13 protein-coding genes are annotated in these 15688 nt (G+C 72.7%); 7 read left to right on the forward strand and 6 right to left on the reverse strand.

Annotated elements, in window-relative coordinates; translation table 11 throughout:
• The first annotated feature begins 47 nt into the window (after positions 1-47).
• The 7 genes from O7615_RS11760 to O7615_RS11790 all read left to right on the forward strand — a co-directional run bounded on the left by O7615_RS11760 (position 48) and on the right by O7615_RS11790 (position 9821).
• Complete coding sequence (locus tag O7615_RS11760) at positions 48-989, forward strand: ABC transporter ATP-binding protein (RefSeq protein ID WP_278177488.1); 942 nt, start codon at positions 48-50, stop codon at positions 987-989.
• Complete coding sequence (locus tag O7615_RS11765; protein WP_278177489.1) at positions 986-1723, forward strand: ABC transporter permease; 738 nt, start codon at positions 986-988, stop codon at positions 1721-1723. Before O7615_RS11760 ends, O7615_RS11765 begins: the two co-directional genes overlap by 4 nt.
• Before the next feature lie 33 nt (positions 1724-1756).
• Complete coding sequence (locus tag O7615_RS11770) at positions 1757-2986, forward strand: alpha-hydroxy acid oxidase (protein WP_278177490.1); 1230 nt, start codon at positions 1757-1759, stop codon at positions 2984-2986.
• Positions 2987-3093: 107 nt separating this feature from the next.
• On the forward strand, positions 3094-3915 hold the full coding sequence (locus O7615_RS11775) for a thioesterase domain-containing protein (RefSeq protein WP_278177491.1): 822 nt from the start codon (positions 3094-3096) through the stop codon (positions 3913-3915).
• Between the two features lie 6 nt (positions 3916-3921).
• Positions 3922-5694, forward strand: a complete 1773-nt coding sequence (locus tag O7615_RS11780; RefSeq protein ID WP_278177492.1) for an amino acid adenylation domain-containing protein — start codon at positions 3922-3924, stop codon at positions 5692-5694.
• 12 nt (positions 5695-5706) lie between these two features.
• Positions 5707-8787, forward strand: coding sequence for a condensation domain-containing protein (locus O7615_RS11785; RefSeq protein ID WP_278177493.1), 3081 nt, complete (start codon positions 5707-5709; stop codon positions 8785-8787).
• Positions 8788-8825: 38 nt separating this feature from the next.
• Positions 8826-9821, forward strand: coding sequence for a TauD/TfdA family dioxygenase (locus O7615_RS11790; RefSeq protein ID WP_278177494.1), 996 nt, complete (start codon positions 8826-8828; stop codon positions 9819-9821).
• Positions 9822-9914: 93 nt separating this feature from the next.
• Here the strand turns inward: O7615_RS11790 and O7615_RS11795 are convergent, their stop codons facing one another.
• From O7615_RS11795 to O7615_RS11820, 6 genes are all read right to left on the reverse strand, one after another.
• Positions 9915-10775: a TauD/TfdA family dioxygenase gene (locus O7615_RS11795; RefSeq protein WP_278177495.1), complete on the reverse strand. Its 861-nt coding sequence runs from the start codon at positions 10773-10775 to the stop codon at positions 9915-9917.
• Between the two features lie 277 nt (positions 10776-11052).
• On the reverse strand, positions 11053-11658 hold the full coding sequence (locus O7615_RS11800; RefSeq protein ID WP_278177496.1) for a response regulator transcription factor: 606 nt from the start codon (positions 11656-11658) through the stop codon (positions 11053-11055).
• On the reverse strand, positions 11655-12812 hold the full coding sequence (locus O7615_RS11805; protein WP_278177497.1) for a histidine kinase: 1158 nt from the start codon (positions 12810-12812) through the stop codon (positions 11655-11657). Before O7615_RS11805 ends, O7615_RS11800 begins: the two co-directional genes overlap by 4 nt.
• A gap of 111 nt (positions 12813-12923) precedes the next feature.
• A complete protein-coding gene (locus O7615_RS11810) occupies positions 12924-13724 on the reverse strand; it encodes an ABC transporter permease (protein WP_278177498.1) in 801 nt (266 codons plus the stop codon).
• The gene (locus tag O7615_RS11815) at positions 13721-14677 is read right to left on the reverse strand and encodes an ABC transporter ATP-binding protein (RefSeq protein ID WP_278177499.1); all 957 of its coding nucleotides are present in this window, start codon (positions 14675-14677) and stop codon (positions 13721-13723) included. Before O7615_RS11815 ends, O7615_RS11810 begins: the two co-directional genes overlap by 4 nt.
• A gap of 118 nt (positions 14678-14795) precedes the next feature.
• On the reverse strand, positions 14796-15680 hold the full coding sequence (locus O7615_RS11820; RefSeq protein WP_278177500.1) for a hypothetical protein: 885 nt from the start codon (positions 15678-15680) through the stop codon (positions 14796-14798).
• Positions 15681-15688 lie beyond the last annotated feature (8 nt).

The following is a 15688-nucleotide window of genomic DNA, read 5'->3' on the forward strand; positions in this document are numbered from 1 at the left end:
ATGCCAGGAATGGCGAGCACGTGCCATTGCGGCAGTTTGAGGATGCGATGAAGAATTCGACAGCCGCACCGGACCTCGATCATTCACTCACCGTCCCCGCGACGCCGGCCATCGAGGTCTCCGGCGTGCACAAGCGCTACGGCGAGGTGCACGCCGTACGCGGCGTCGACCTCGCGATCGCCCCCGGCGAGGTCGTCGCGCTGCTCGGCCCGAACGGCGCCGGCAAGTCCACCCTGGTCGACATGATCGTCGGCCTGTCCACTCCGCAGGAGGGGACGCTGCGGGTCTTCGGCCACCCGCCCCGGGAGGCCGTGAACCGGGGCGAGATCGGCGCGATGCTCCAGGAGGGCGGGCTGCTCGACGACGTCTCCCCCCGGGAGCTGCTGACCATGCTCGGTTCCCTCCACCGGCGGCCGCTGAGCGTCGACGAGGTCCTCGACCGGGCCGGCATCACCGACGTGGCCGACCGGCGGGGCAAGCTCTCCGGCGGCCAGCGCCAGCGCGTACGGCTGGCGGCCGCCCTGGTGCCCGACTCCCGACTGCTGGTGTTGGACGAGCCGACGGTGGCGATGGACGTCCTGGCGCGGCGAGCCTTCTGGGCGGCGATGCGCGACTTCGTCAGCGACGGGCGGACCGTGCTGTTCGCCACGCACTACCTGGAGGAGGCGGAGGAGTTCTCCGACCGGGTGGTGCTGATGCGCGACGGCCGGATCGCCGCTGACGGCTCGGTGGCCGACATCCGGACGGTCGCCTCCGGCCGCACCCTCACCGCCACCGTGCCCGGCGCTCCGCTGGACGAGTTGCGCCAACTGCCCGGCGTGCTGGGCGCCACCGCCCAGGGCGACCGGGTGGAACTCGCCTGCGCCGACTCCGACGCGGTGGTGCAGGCACTCTTCCTCGCCTTCCCGAAGGCGCACGACGTCGAGATCGGCTCGATGGGCCTGGAGCAGGCTTTCCTGGTCCTCACCGGCAGCACGGAGGAAGCATGAGCACGGGTTTCGTCACGTTCGAGGTACGCCGGATCATCCGGTCGCGGAAGTTCTGGATCCTCGCGTTCCTCTTCCCCGGCCTGCTCTACCTGGTGCAGGCGAGCATCTTCCGGGACTTCACCGTGCCGGGCACCTCGGTCGGCTACAACGCGTACCTGGTGGGCAGCCTGGCCGCCTTCGGCGCGCTGTTCGTCTCGCTCAACGTCGGCAGCCGGGTGGCGGTGGAGCGGACGACCGGCTGGCAACGGCAGCTCCGCCTCACCCCGCTGTCCCCGGTCTCCTACCTGTTCGCCAAGGTCATGGTCGCGATGGTGATCGCCCTACCGGCGATCCTCACCGTGTCGCTGACCGGCGCGCTCGTCGAGAACGTCGACCTGACGGCCGGCCGATGGGCGCAACTGATCGTCGGCGTGTGGCTGGGCACCCTGCCCTTCGCCCTGCTCGGGCTGCTGATCGGCCAGCTCGCCACCGCCGACAACGTGCAGGTCTTCGTGAGCCTCACCCACATGCTGCTCGGCTTCGTCGGCGGCGCCCTGGTGCCCACGTTCGGCTTCCCGAACTGGCTGCACTGGCTGTCGGTGGCGATGCCGAGCCACTGGCTCGCCGCCGTCGGCCACCAGCCGGTGCTGCGGGATCGCCAGCTGGTCACGGCCGCGCTGGTGCTGGCGGCCTGGACGATCGTCCTCGGCCTCGCCGTCGTCGCGCGTTACCGGCGGGACACCGCCCGACTCTGACCCACCGCGTCCCTGATCCCCGAGAGGGGGCCCATGAGCACGACCCGTGTTCCGTCGAGTCGTACCCTCGGCGCGCTGATCCGTCCGGCCGGCCGTGGCCGGGACGCCGTGCAGCGTCGCCTGACCCGGGTGCAGAGCATCCACGACCTGCGCGAGGCGGCGCGCCGCCGCGCCCCGCGCGCCGTCTTCGACTACGCCGACGGGGGCGCCGGCCGGGAGCTGAACCTGGGCCGGTGCCGACAGACGTACGACCGGCTGGAGTTCCACCCGACCGCGCTGACCGACGTGTCCGTGGTGGACACGTCCAGCACGGTCCTGGGCGGGCCGGTGGCGTTCCCGTTCGCGCTCGCGCCGACCGGCTTCACCCGGATCATGCATCCCTCCGGCGAGGGCGCGGTCGCCTCGGTCGCCGAGGCGTACGGCGTCCCGTACTCCCTGTCGACGCTCGGCACGACGACGATGGAGGACGTCGCCATCGCCGCCCCGGGCGCCCGCCGCTGGTTCCAGCTCTACCTGTCCCGCGACCGGGCCCTCGCCAAGGAACTGCTCGCCCGGGCCTCGGCCAGCGGCTTCGACACGCTGCTGCTGACCGTGGACACGCCGATCTCGGTGAACCGTCCCCGGGACGTCCACAACGGGCTCACCATCCCGCCCTCGATGTCGGTCCGGGCCATCCTGGACGGCCTCCGGCATCTCGGCTGGTGCGGTGAGATGTTCCGGGCGACCCGCAAGGACCCGCTGGTGAGTGCCGTGCTCAAGTCCACCGGCGGCAACGCCGCGGAGATGATCCAGTCGGTGTTCAACCCGACCCTCGACCTCGGTGACCTGGAGTGGCTGCGGGCCGAGTGGTCCGGCAAGCTCGTCGCCAAGGGCGTGCAGAGCGTCACCGACGCATGCCGGGCGGTCGACGCGGGCGCCGACGGCGTGTGGCTGTCGACCCACGGCGGCCGGAAGCTCGACCGCGCACCGGTGCCGTTGGAGCTGGTCCCGCCGGTCGTCGACGCGCTACAGGGCCGGGCCGACGTGGTCGTCGACTCCGGCATCACCTCGGGGGCCGACATCGTCGCGGCGGTGGCGCTCGGCGCCTCGGTGGCGGCCGTCGGCCGCGCCTACCTGTACGGGCTGATGGCCGGCGGGCGGACCGGCGTGGACAAGGCCCTGGAGATCCTCACCGGCGAGGTCGTCCGCACGATGCAGCTGCTCGGCGTCACGCGCGTCGACCAGCTCCGGCCCGCGCACGTCACGCTGCACGGCTGGGCGTGAGCACTAGGGGCGTGCCAGGGGTGCTTAGGGGGCTTCGGACGCTCGTTCACCCTGGCTAGCTTCGCTCACGGAACACCTCGCCGGCCGCTCGAGCAAGGGATGTCGCGATGAGAAGGTCCTCCTGGCAAACGCTCCGACCCGGCGACCCCGGCGCGCTCACGCTGACGGTCGACTTCACCAGCACCGGCCGCACCCAGGCCTGCTTCCGGGACCTCGTACCCCACCTGGACGTGCCCGGCGACATCTGGGAGACGGTGGCCCCCGGCGTCCGGGAGGCGGCCGACATGTCGGGCGACGACTACGTCGACCGGTGGGCGGACGAGGTCGTGCGCAGCGGCCAGCAGGCCGCCGTCGTCCTCGGCTACTGCGTCGGCGCGGTCTTCGCCGCTCCCCTGGCGCAGCGACTCGCCGCCCGCCAGGCGCAGCCGCCCCGGCTGGTGCTGCTCGACCCGGAGCTACCCAACACGCTCGGCCTCTACCGCGACTTCCACCGGGTGGCCGACGCGCTGGCCACGATCCTGTCCGAGGAGGAGCTGGCCCAGTTCCACGACGCCGGCTTCACCGTCCGCGACACCCACGGCTACGGCGACATCAGCGTCATCGGGCCGGCCCTGGCCGACATCTTCCGGGGCGCGACGACCACCGCCGCCGAGCGGCTGGGGCTGGACGACGACATCCGGGATGAGCTGACCGGGGCGTTCGCGTCGTTCGTCCACTACCTGTCCGCCGCCCAGACGATCGATCCCCGGGCCCGGTGGGCGGAGGCCGTCGCGGTCGTCTCGGACCGTTCCGTCACCAGCGACCTGCAGGTGGCCGAGGAGATCCGGGTCGACGTCGACCACGACGAGCTGTTGCGCCACCCCGAGGTCGGGCGGGCCGTCAGCGAGGTCGTCGCCCGGGCCTGCGACGTGTCGACACTGGCCGGGTGACCCGCCTTGCCGACGTTTCCGGAGCTCTTCGCGGAGCAGGTCCGGCGTACCCCGGACGCGCCGGCGCTGACCGACGGCCGCGCCACGGCGTCCTACGCCCAGCTCGACACCGCCGCCGATGCCGTGGCGCACCTGCTGCTCGCCCGTGGGGTCGGGCCCGAGCAACTGGTCGGTATCGCCCTCCGGTCGTCCCGGGCCGTGGAGGCGATCATCGGCGTGCTGAAGACCGGCGCGGGCTACCTGCCGATCGACCTGTCGTACCCGGCGCAGCGGATCGAGTTCACGCTCCGGCACGCGCGGCCCCCCGTCGTGCTGACCAGCGCGGCCGACGCCGCCCTGCTGCCCGATCTCGGGCCGGACGGCCCGGTCCGGGTGCTGCTCGACGACCCGGAGACCGTCGCCGAGTTGGCCATGGCGCCGACCCGCCCGGTGACCGACACCGACCGGCACGAGCCGCTGCTGCCCCGCCACCCGGCGTACGTGATCTACACGTCCGGTTCGACCGGCGAGCCCAAGGGCGTCGTGATCGAACATCGGCAGCTCACCCACTACCTGACCTACGCGCGAAACCACTACCCGGGGCTGCGCGGGCGCGCCCTGCTGCACTCCTCACTCGCCTTCGACCTCACCATCACCGCCCTGTTCGCGCCGCTGATCAGTGGCGGTCTGCTGCACGTGACCACGCTGAAGGACGCGCCGAACGGGATCCGGCCCGCGTTCGTCAAGGTCACGCCGTCGCACGTACCGCTGCTGTCGACGCTGCCGCCGGCCGCCTCACCCACCGGTGAGCTGATGGCCGGCGGCGAACTGCTGCTCGGCGAGGTGGTCGACGCCTGGCGACGGCGCAATCCGGGCGCGCGGGTGGTCAACGAGTACGGGCCGACCGAGACCACGGTCGGGTGCAGCACGCTGGTCATCGAGCCGGGCGACGAGGTGCCGCCGGGGCCACTGCCCATCGGCCAGCCGATGCCCGGCACCGCCTTCCACGTGCTCGACGACCGGCTGCGGCCGACCCCGGTGGGTGAGATCGGCGAGCTGTACATCGCCGGTGACCAACTGGCCCGGGGCTACCTGGGGCGGCCGTCGCTCACCGCGGCGCGGTTCGTGGCCAACCCGTTCGGGCCACCCGGCAGCCGCATGTACCGCTCCGGCGACCTGATCCGCCCGACCGCCGACGGCGGCTACGAGTTCATGGGCCGGATCGACACCCAGACGAAGATCAACGGCTACCGGATCGAGCTGGGCGAGGTCGAGGCCGCGTTCACCCGCCACCCCGACGTGGCACACGCGGCGGCCGTCGTCCGGGGCACCCGCGCCGACCGCCGCCAGCTCGTCGCGTACGTGGTGTGGGTGGACGGGGCGGCCGTCGACGCGAAGCAGCTGCTCAAGCACGTCGCGCAGACGCTGCCCGACTACTCGGTGCCGGTGGCCGTGGTGGCACTGCCGGCGTTGCCGCTGACCCCCAACGGCAAGCTCGACGTCGCCGCGCTGCCCGCGCCGCAGACCGGGGCCGACGGGTACCACCCGCCCACCGACGACGTCCAACGGCTGCTCTGCGACCTGTTCGAGGAGTTCGTGCAGGTCGAACCGATCGGGATCGACGACGACTTCTTCCACCGCGGCGGCACCAGCGTCGGCGCGGCCCAGCTCGTCAACGAGGCCCGCCGGCGCGGCCTGCACGTCGGGCTGCGCGACCTCATGGACAACCGGACGCCACGGCGCCTGAGTGACTTCTGCCGCCGCGCGGCGGCCGGGTCTCCTTCCGACGCCCCTGACTGAGGAGAGGTCGACATGCCGGAGCAGGTGCCGGCCACCCGCCGGGAGACGGCGCTGTGGCTGCTGGAGAAGATGGTGCCGGGCAACGGCGTCAACAATCTCAGCTTCGCCCTGGAGGTCGACGGGCGGCTCGACCCCGAGGTGCTGCGCCGGGCCGTGGCGGCGATCGTCGACCGGCACGACGTCCTGCGTACCGTCTTCCGCGCCGACGACGAGTCGCTGACCCGCGACGTGCTGGAGCCGGGCGAGATCGCCCTGCCGGTGCGGCCGGTCGCCCACTCCGGCGACGTGCAGGCCGACCTGACCGCGTTCGTCGCCGAGCCGTTCTCGTTCGACGCCCGACCGCTGGTGCGCGCCGGCCACTGGTCCGATGGCACCCGCGACGTGTTCTGCCTGGTCACGCACCACCTGATCGCCGACGCGATGTCGACCGCCCTGCTGCAACAGGAGTTCGTCGAGGCCTACTCGGCGATCGCCGCCGGCACGGGCTACGCCCCCGGACGCGTCCCGCCGACCCCGGAGGCGCCGTCCCGGCCGGCCAGCCTGGCGTACTGGCGGCAGGCCCTGGCCGGCCTCGAACCGGCGCCGGCCGGACTGTGGTGCGCGCACCCGGAGCCGGTCGAGCCGACGCTGGCGGCGCGGATCGTCGAACACCCGCTCTCCCCCGCCGCCCGGGAGGCCGTCCGCCGGCTCCAGCGGGAGTTGCGCGCACCGGAGGCGGTGGTGCTGCTGGCCGGCTACCAGCTGTTGCTGCACGCGCACGGCGCCGGTCGGGACATCGTCGTCGGGTCGCCGTTCAACGTCCGGGACCTGGCCGGCCCGCCGCCGATCGGCTACCACGCCAACCTGCTGCCGCTGCGGGTCGCCGTCGACCCGTCGGACACCTTCCGGGCGCTGGTCCGGCGTACCCGGGGCGTGTTCTTCGACGCGATGGCCCACGCGGACGCGGCGTTGGAGACCATCACCCCGGACCTGCCCAACACCGCACCGTCGGCCTGGCGGTCGTCGTTCTTCCGCTACCTGTTCAACTACCTGCCGGCGCCGCCGGACACCCCGGTCGAGGTCGGTGGCCACCCGGCGCGGCGGCTGCCGGTAGAGAACGGCTTCAGCCGCTTCGACCTGGAGTTCTTCGTGACCTCCGCCGCCGACGTCACGCACATCCGGGCGGCGTACTGCGTGCAGGCGATCGACCAGGAGGACGTACGGCTGCTCCTGGACCGCTACGACGCGCTGCTGGCATCGCTCGGCGCGGTGATCGAACGGCCGCTGCGGGAGCTGACCGTGTGGGCCCCCCGCGATCGGGCGGTGATCGACGGGGCGCACCGCCCCGCCACCGGCCCGCCGGCCACGACCGTGCCGGATGGCGTCCGGGATGCCGTGGTGGCCACCCCGGACGCCGTGGCGGTCGAGGACGGCGACCGGACCGTCCGCTACCGGGAGCTGTGGTCGCTGGCCGGGGCCACCGGAGAGGCGGTCGGCACCGACCCGGGCGTCGTGGCGGTCTCGGCCCCCCGGTCGGCCGGGCTGGCCGCCGCCGTGCTCGGCGTGTGGCGGGCCGGCGGGTCGGTGCTGGCGCTCGACCCGGCGCAGGACCCGGCCGAGGCGGGCCGGCTGCTCTCCACTGCGGACGCGACGTGCCTGGTCACCGACGATCCGCTCGGGCCGCTGGCGACGGCCTTCGCCGGCCGGGTGCTCCCGCTGCCGAACGCGACCGGCGGGGCCGCACCGAGCAATCCCACCGCCGACCCGGCGGCGTCGACCGCCGCCGCTCCCGGTCGGGCGGTCGACGCCGAGGCCGTCGCCCTGCTGACGTACCCGGTCGACGGCGAACCCGCACCCGCCGCGCTGACCCATGCCGGCCTCGCCGCTGCCGTCGCCGGCCGGCGGGAGGCGCAGCGGGCCACCGCCGTGCTCTGGTTGACCTCGGTCGCGGCCGGCCAGTCGCTGCTGGAGCTGCTCGCACCGCTGGCGACCGGCGGCCGGGTGGTCGTCGCGGCGGACCCGGCCCGCGACGATCCCGCGCTGCTCGGCGCGCTGCTGGAACGGCACCACGTCGACCTCGTCCCGGCGACTCCGACCCGCTGGCGCCGCCTGGTGGAACCGCTCGGCACCCGGCTCGCCGGCCGGCACGTGCTCGCCGGCCCGCAGCCGCTGCCACCGACCCTCGACACCGATCTGGCCCGCGCGGGCTGCCGGGTCCACCACGGTTACGGCCCGGCCGGATACGCCGGCGATGCCCTGGTGGCGAGCGCCCCGGCCGACGGCGCCCCGGCCGGTCCCGCCGCCCCGGTCACCGGGGTACGCGCGTTCGTGTCCGCGCCGGACGGGCGGGAGCTGCCGGTCGGCGTCCGGGGCGAGCTGTGTCTGGCCGGTCCCGGCGTGCCGGCCGGCTACCCGGGCCGGCCCAACCTGGACGCCGAGCGGATCGGCGAGCACCCGTCGTACGGGCGCTTCCTCCGCACCGGCGAGCTGGCCCGTTGGCGGCCCGACGGCCGGCTGGAACTGCTCGGCGCGGTGCGGCGCGAGGTCGTCCTCGACGGCCGACGGATCCGCCTGCCCGAGGTCGAGGCCACGCTGGCCGGGCACCCCGAAGTGGTGCTGGTCGCCGTCGTACCGACGACGACGCCGAGACCGGGCCTGATCGCGTACGTCGAGTCAGCCGGCAAGCCGGGCCTGGCCGAGCGTCTGGGCGCGTACGCCGCGCGGAACCTGCCGTCCCCCGCCGTCCCGGTCCGTATCGACGTCCGCGACGCGCTGCCCACGACGCTCGCCGACACCATCGACCTCGCCCGGCTGGAGCGTCAGGCCGCCGAGGGCCATGGTGCGGCAGACGCGTCGGCGGAGCCGGACGAACTCACCGCGACGCTCGTCGCGCTCTGGCGCGAGCTGCTCGACGAGCCGGCCCTGGAAGCCGACGCGAACTTCTTCATGAGCGGCGGCCACTCGCTGCTGGGCGCCCAGTTGGTGCAGCGGATCAAGAAGACGACCGGACTGCCGGTCCGGCTGGCCGACCTGTTCGCCAACCCCACGCCGGAGGACCTCGCCAGGCACCTGCGCCTCCTCGACGACGAGGACGACGGCGGACCCACCGCCTGACCCGCCGTGCGGGCGGACCACCGAGAACGGAGTCAACTGTGTCCATTGAGGTCAAGCCGCTCGTCGGGACCGGCGCCACCTTCGCGCTCGACGAACAGGAGCGCACCGAGGTGGAGGTGCTTGCCAGCTATCTCGCGGAGGTCGAGCCCCGGCTCGTCGACGAACCGGTCTGGCTCGCCGCCGCCCGGGATCTGTCCAGCAGCCTGCCGGTGCGGCTGCGTCAGGCGATGCGCCGCTTCGCCCGAGACCCCGGCCAGGAGGGGCTGCTCCTGCTCAAGAATCTGCCGACCCGGCCCGAGCTGCTGCCGGGCACGCCCACCGTGGCGGGCTCGGTGCAGCGGGCCAGCACCCTGCCGGCCGCCGTCGAGGTGCTGGTGGCGTTGCAGCTGGGCGACCTGATCGCGTTTCAGGAGGAGAAGTCGGGCGCGCTGGTGCAGGACGTGGTGCCGGTGCCGGGCATGGAGCAGTTCCAGGGCAATGCCGGTTCGGTACGCCTCAGCCTGCACGTGGAGAACGCCTTCCACGTGAACCGGCCCGACTACGTCGGCCTGCACTGCCTGCGCGCCGATCACGACGGGTTCGCCGGCACCGAGGTCGCGTCGATCCGCAACGCGCTGCCCCGGCTCTCCGACGAGGACCGGGCGGTCCTGCACCGGCCGTGCTTCGTCACCGCGCCGCCCGCCTCCTTCGGCGCGATGGATGGGCCCCCCGCACCGCACGCGATCCTCAGCGGCGACCCCGAGGACCCGGACGTGCAGGTGGACTTCGAGAGCACCCGGCCGGTGGGGCCGGAGGCGACCCGGGCGATGGAGGCCCTCGGTGACGCGCTGGCGGCGGTCTACCGCAAGGTCGTCCTGGAGCCGGGGCACCTGGTGTTCCTGGACAACCGGATCGCCCTGCACGGCCGTTCGGCGTTCGAGCCCCGCTACGACGGCCGCGACCGGTGGTTGCAGCGGGTCTTCGTGCACCGGGACATGCGCCGGTCACGGTCCCTGCGGGCCGACGACGGCTATGTGATCTCCAGTCGTTTCTGACCCGTTCCGGTCGGGGGCCCGGCGCGAGCCCGGACCCCCGACCGGAAAGAGCGGCCGCACCCCGATGGGTGCGGCCGCTGTCATCGGTGGTGGTCAGTCGTCCCAGACGGTCACCCGGTAGGACACCGCGGGCTCGGGCGTCGCGGTGTGCAGCGCCCGGTGGATGAGGCTCATGTTGTCCCAGATCAACATGTCGCCCTTCTCGAACGTCTGGAGCTGGATCAGATCGTTGGAGAAGGTCATGTCGAGCTGGCCGGTGGCTTCCAGCAGCTCGCGCAGCAGCTCGGGGTTGGCCCTGCCGTTCTCGTCCTGGATGGACTCGGTGCCGGCCTCGCTGATGTAGAGCACCGTCTCGCCGCTGAACCGGTGGGTGTACAGCGTCGGCCGCACCACCGCCGGGGTCTTCGCCTCGATCTCCTCCAGGATCTCCTTGATCGGCCGGTACACGTCGCTCGGCCGGATCTTGAAGTAGCGGCGGACGCTCTGTACCGCGCTGGTGCCCTTCACGGCGGTCTTCAGGTCCTCGCTGAGCCGGTCGTACGCCTCGACCATGTTGATGAAGTACGTGCCGCGGTTCTGGGTCGGCACGACCTGCGGGTAGATCAGCGTGAGGTCGAACGCCTGCGGCATGAACTGATAGTCCGAGTGCCAGAAACGGCCGGTCTTCGGCACGCCGATCTGGGCTCCGCCCTCGCTGCTCACGTTCGAGGAGACGAAGACCTCCTTGACCTCGGGGTGGTGGTAGACCGGCTCGTAGTAGGGCTCGACGCGGCCCATCCGGCGGCCGAGGGCGAGGAAGCCGTGCGGGTCGAGATCCTGGTTCTTGAGTACGGCGATCTTGTTTGTGTAGACCGTGTTCTTCAGCGTGGCGATGTCGTCGTCCGACGCCGTGTTCGCGTCGAACCCCTCCACCACGACACCGAACTTCTGGTCGGGCTGTGGGCTGATTTCCACGGCAGTCCTTTCGGGGCACGAGTTCTCGCTGGTACTCCGTGGATACACGTCGTCCCTGAAGGGGGTCAATGAAAGGGCCCCTCGCGCGCGGGCGAGAGATTCGGCCGGGAAACCGTCGGCCCGCCATCGAAAACACGACGGAATGCCGACCGCTCCGACGATTTCCGCGTACCCGGCATGGGTGCGGGAAGACGGATTACCGGCGGCGTCGGTAGCCGATGGCCGGGTGGTGCGCGCCGGATTACCGGCAATTCCCGTGCCGTGACCCGCTGATGCCTCAGAGCCACCCGTTGTGGTGGGCGATCCGTAGCGCCTCGGCCCGGGAACTCACCCCGAGCTTGCTGACGACGGCCGCGAGGTGGTTGCGTACGGTGCCGTTGGACAGGTGCGTCCGGCGCGCGATCACCGACACCGGGGTGTCGTACTCGGCGAGGCGGAGCACCTCCAGCTCCCGTGGTGTCAACGGGCACTGCGGCGCGGTCAGCGCGTCGGCGGCCAGCGCCGGGTCGACGTACCGGCCACCGGCGTGCACCCGGCGGATCACGTCGGCGAGCGCGCCACCCGGCGACCCTTTGGGCAGGAAGCCCTTCGCGCCGGCGGTGAGCGCCCGTTGCAGATGCGGGGGCCGGCCGTGCCCGGTGAGGATGACGACCTTGCAGTCCGGCAGGACCGACGCCAGTTCGGCGGTGACCTCCAACCCGTCCAGCTCCGGCATCTCCAGATCCACCACGGCCACGTCCGGCCGGTGCGCCAGTGCCGCGGTCACGGCCGCCCGGCCGTCCGGCGCCTGCGCCACCACCTCGACTTCCGGTTCGAGCGACAGCAGCGCGGCCAGGGCGGTCCGGATCAGCTCCTCGTCATCGGCCAGCAGCACCCGAATCACGTCGCCCTCCGTACCGTCGCCTCCAGCGTGAACACCCCGTCCCGGGACGAGGTCCGCAGGGCACCGCCCGCGTACGCGAGCCGGTCGGCCAGCCCGCGCAACCCGAAGCTGTGCCGGTCGGGCTCGGCGCCGGCCGCGCCGTCGTTGACGACCGTCATCCGGACCTCCTCGCCGTCCTGCCGGATCTCGATGGTGCACCAGGTCGCCCGGCTGTGCCGGAGCACGTTGGTGCTGGCCTCGCGCAGCACCGGCACGAGCTGGCCGGCGGCGTCGGCGGGCAGCGGGTCGGTCGGTTGGGTGACCGTACAGCGTACCCCGGACGAGCGCAGCACCTGCTCCACCGCCGTGACCTGGTCGCGCAGGTCGACCGCGCGGTAGCCGTGCACCGCCTCGCGCATGTCGGTGAGGGCGGTCGCCGCGACCTGCCGGGCCTCCGCGGCCTCCAGGCCGGCCCGCTCCGCGTCGATCGGGGCCAGCCGCTCCGCCAGTTCCGCCTTCAGCGCGATCACCGACAGGCTGTGCCCGAGCAGGTCGTGCAGGTCGCGGGCGAACCGCAGCCGCTCCTCCGTCACCGCCAGCCGGGCCTGTGCGGCGCGGCCGGCCTGCGCCTGCATCAGCAGATCCCAGAGGAGCACCGGCAGGACGTTGACGGCGGCCAGGCCGGCCCCGATGGCGGCGGTGAGCCACAGGTGCAGGACCGGGTCCGCGCCGGTCCACACGGCCACCAGGACGGCCGCGACGAGGGTGGCGACCACCACGCCCGCGCCGACGTCCCACCGGCGGACGAGCAGCGGGAGGGTGCCGAGCACCGACGCGCCGAGCCACAGCCAGGTCGGCCACCGGTCGGTGCCGACCGGGCCGACGAGTGGCACCGACACCACGGCGCAGACCACGAATGACCAGGTCAGGCGGTTCTGGATGGGCCGGGCGAGCCAGGGGGTGACCACGCCGTAGAGCGCGCCGGCCTGGCCCGCGGTAAAGGCGAGAATGCCGACCGTGCCCACCACCACCAGGCCCGGCCCGGCGGCGAAGAACAACCCGATGCCGGGCAGGACGAGGCTCGCCAGGACCACGGTGGACAGCGACAGCAGGGTCAGCAGCCGAGCGAGCCGGAGCCGACGATCGGGCTCCACCCCCGATTCGCTTCCAGCCATGTGGACGATGCTAGATCCTGTGTCGCGGGTGTCGACCGAACCGGGCCGGAGCATCGGGACGGTCCGGCCGACACGTGCGGACCAGGCCGAGAGCCGCAGCACGGCGACGCCTCAGTGCCGAGGTTCCCAGCGGAACCAGTACCTCGCCGCCAGGAGCCCGTGGACGAGCCACACCATCAGCACCGCCACCATCAGGACGAGGTCGACCGCGCCGCCGAACGGGGTGAGTTCCGGCCCCCAGAGGTCGCGGCCCAGCCAACCGTTCCGGATCAGCTCGGTGAACGAGCCCATGGGTAGCCACCACAACACGTTCTCCACGGCCGGCGGGAGTGCCCCCATCGGCACGACCGCCCCGGGCGCGGCGCAGAAGAAGATCATCGTGGGCAGGGTGGTCAGCAGCGCCGCCTCCGACGTACGGGTGACCGCCGAGACCGCCGCCGAGACGGCAGCGAACAACGCGGACCCGAGCACCAGGCTGGCGATCAGCGCGAGCGGGTTGGCGGGCACCTGGACGTCGAGAAACACCACCGCGTACGCGATGAGGACCACGGACTGGCAGAGGAAGATCGCCACGATGCCGCTGGCCGTGCCGACCAGGATCGCCCAGCCGGCCGGCAGGCCGGCGCGCAGCCGCTTGAGGACGAGTTCCTGCCGGCGTACGGCGTAGGTCGCGGTCAGGTGGTGGTGGACCGTCGCGACGCCCACGATGGAGAGCAGGCTCGCCACCCGGTACGCGGCCGCGTCGCCCTGGTAGCCCGTCGTGAGCAGGATCGCGACGAGCAGCGGCGCGAATACCGAGATGCCCAGCGCCGCGCGGTCGCGGCGCAGGATGGCCAACTCCATCCGGAACAGCGCCCACAGCTGACGCAGCGTGCTGATCGTCGCCGGTGCGGCGGGGGTCGTCACGGTCACGGTGCCGCCTCCAGGGTCGTGGTGCGATGGGTGGACAGGGTGCCGTCGGCGGCGGCCGCCTCGCCGTCGGCGATGTCCAGGAAGACGTCCTCCAGCGAGGCCGGACGCGCCGCGAGGCCGATCAGCTCCACGCTCGCGTCCTCGGCCCAGCGCAGCAGGCGGCCGAGGTCGGTCTGCAGGGCGTCGGTGCGGTACGTGATGCGGTCGCCGTCGACCTCGGGGGCGGCGTTGGGCAGCGCCGGGGCCGCCGGCGCCCCGGCGGACAGCCGGAACGTGATGCGGGCCGGCAGGTGGCGGGCCACGTCGTCGGGCGTACCGGCGGTGACGATCCGGCCGGCGTGCATGATCGCCACCCGGTCGGCGAGGACCTCCGCCTCCTCCAGGTAGTGGGTGGTGAGCAGCACGGTCGCGCCCTCGGCCCGTAGCTGTCGGATGACGTCCCACGTGCGCCGCCGGGACATCGGGTCCATGCCCGTGGTCGGCTCGTCGAGGAAGAGCAGCTCCGGACGGCCCAGGACGGCCAGGGCCAGCTCCAGCCGCCGTTCCTCGCCGCCGGAGAGCTGCTCGACCGCGACGCCCAGCCGGTGTTCCAGCCCGACCAGTTCCGCGACCTCCGTGGTCGGGCGGGGGCGCACGTTGAGGGAGCGCCAGATCTCGATGGTCTCCTGCACGGTGAGGGTGCCGGTGAAACCGCCCTCCTGGAGCATGACCCCGGTCCGAGGGCGGATCGCCGCGCGCTGGCGCACCGGGTCGAGCCCGAGCACCCGCACCTGTCCGGCGGTCGGTCGTTGCAGCCCTTCCAGCACCTCCAACGTGGTGGTCTTGCCGGCGCCGTTGGTGCCGAGCAGGGCGAACAGCTCGCCCCGGGAGATCTGGAACGACACACCGCGGACCGCCTCGAAGCGGCCGTAGCGGCGTCGAAGATCTTCGACGTCGATCACGAGTTCCGTCATGCTCACAGCATGCCGGCCGGGGGCCTCCGACGAACCCCTCCGGTGCGCACAGATCGATCAGGTGAAGTGCATGCCGCAACCGTGCGCCGGGGCGCCGCCCCGGCCGCCCGACGCGGCGTCAGCCGATGCTGGTGAAGTCCCGCAGCCCGGTCAGGACCGTCTGCGGAGGTTGGAACGTCTCAAGTGGACGGTCGGCGTCGAACTTGCCGTTGTGAACGTACGCCGACAGCGTTCCGTCCGCCTCCAGGCCCAGCACGTCCGGGTTGCCGTCCAGGTCGATGTCGGTGATGGTGATGAACTCCATCCGGTCCCAGCCGGTACCCACGGTGTGCCAGGTGCCGTCGTCGCCCGACGGCGGCCGGTCGGCGGGCTGCCCCGGCGGGAACTCGTAGATCTCCAGGTTGCCGCCCGGCCGCAGCACCAGCAGGTCGAGGGTGCCGGTACCGGTGAAGTCGGCCATGCCGATCGGGAAGTCGTCCACCTGAACCGTGGTCATCAGGATGTTGTTCTTGTCCATGGTCTCGTGCTCGACCATGCCCACCGCGCGGTTGAGGAACGCGTCCACGTCGCCCCGGTCGGTGCCCCGGCCGAACATGTCCTCGATCCCGTCGCCGTTGAGGTCGGCGATGCCGAGGGTCTCCCAGCTCTTGTCGGAGCGCCGCCCGGAGATCCGGATCGGTGGGGCCAGGGTGTCGGTGCCGGCGAGCCCCTTCTTGTTGTAGTAGAGGAACAGCCCGCGCGGCTCCGGGTTGTCCTGCCCGGCGACCGCCAGCACGTGCGCCCGGCCCTCGCCGCTGATGTCGATCGTGCGCAGCAGCACGTACCGGTCGACCTCGAACCCGTCCGCGATCTTGACCGGGTCGCCGAACGTGCTGGTGCCCTGCAACCGCCCACTGTGCGGAAACACGAACAGCTCGCCCGTGCTGATCCGGCGGGCCATGATGTCGGGTTTGCCGTCGCCGTTGAACGAGTGGCAGTGGCCGTTCGCGTTCATGCGAGTCACCGATACAC

This window comes from Micromonospora sp. WMMD1082 (genome assembly GCF_029626175.1).
GTDB lineage: Bacteria > Actinomycetota > Actinomycetes > Mycobacteriales > Micromonosporaceae > Micromonospora.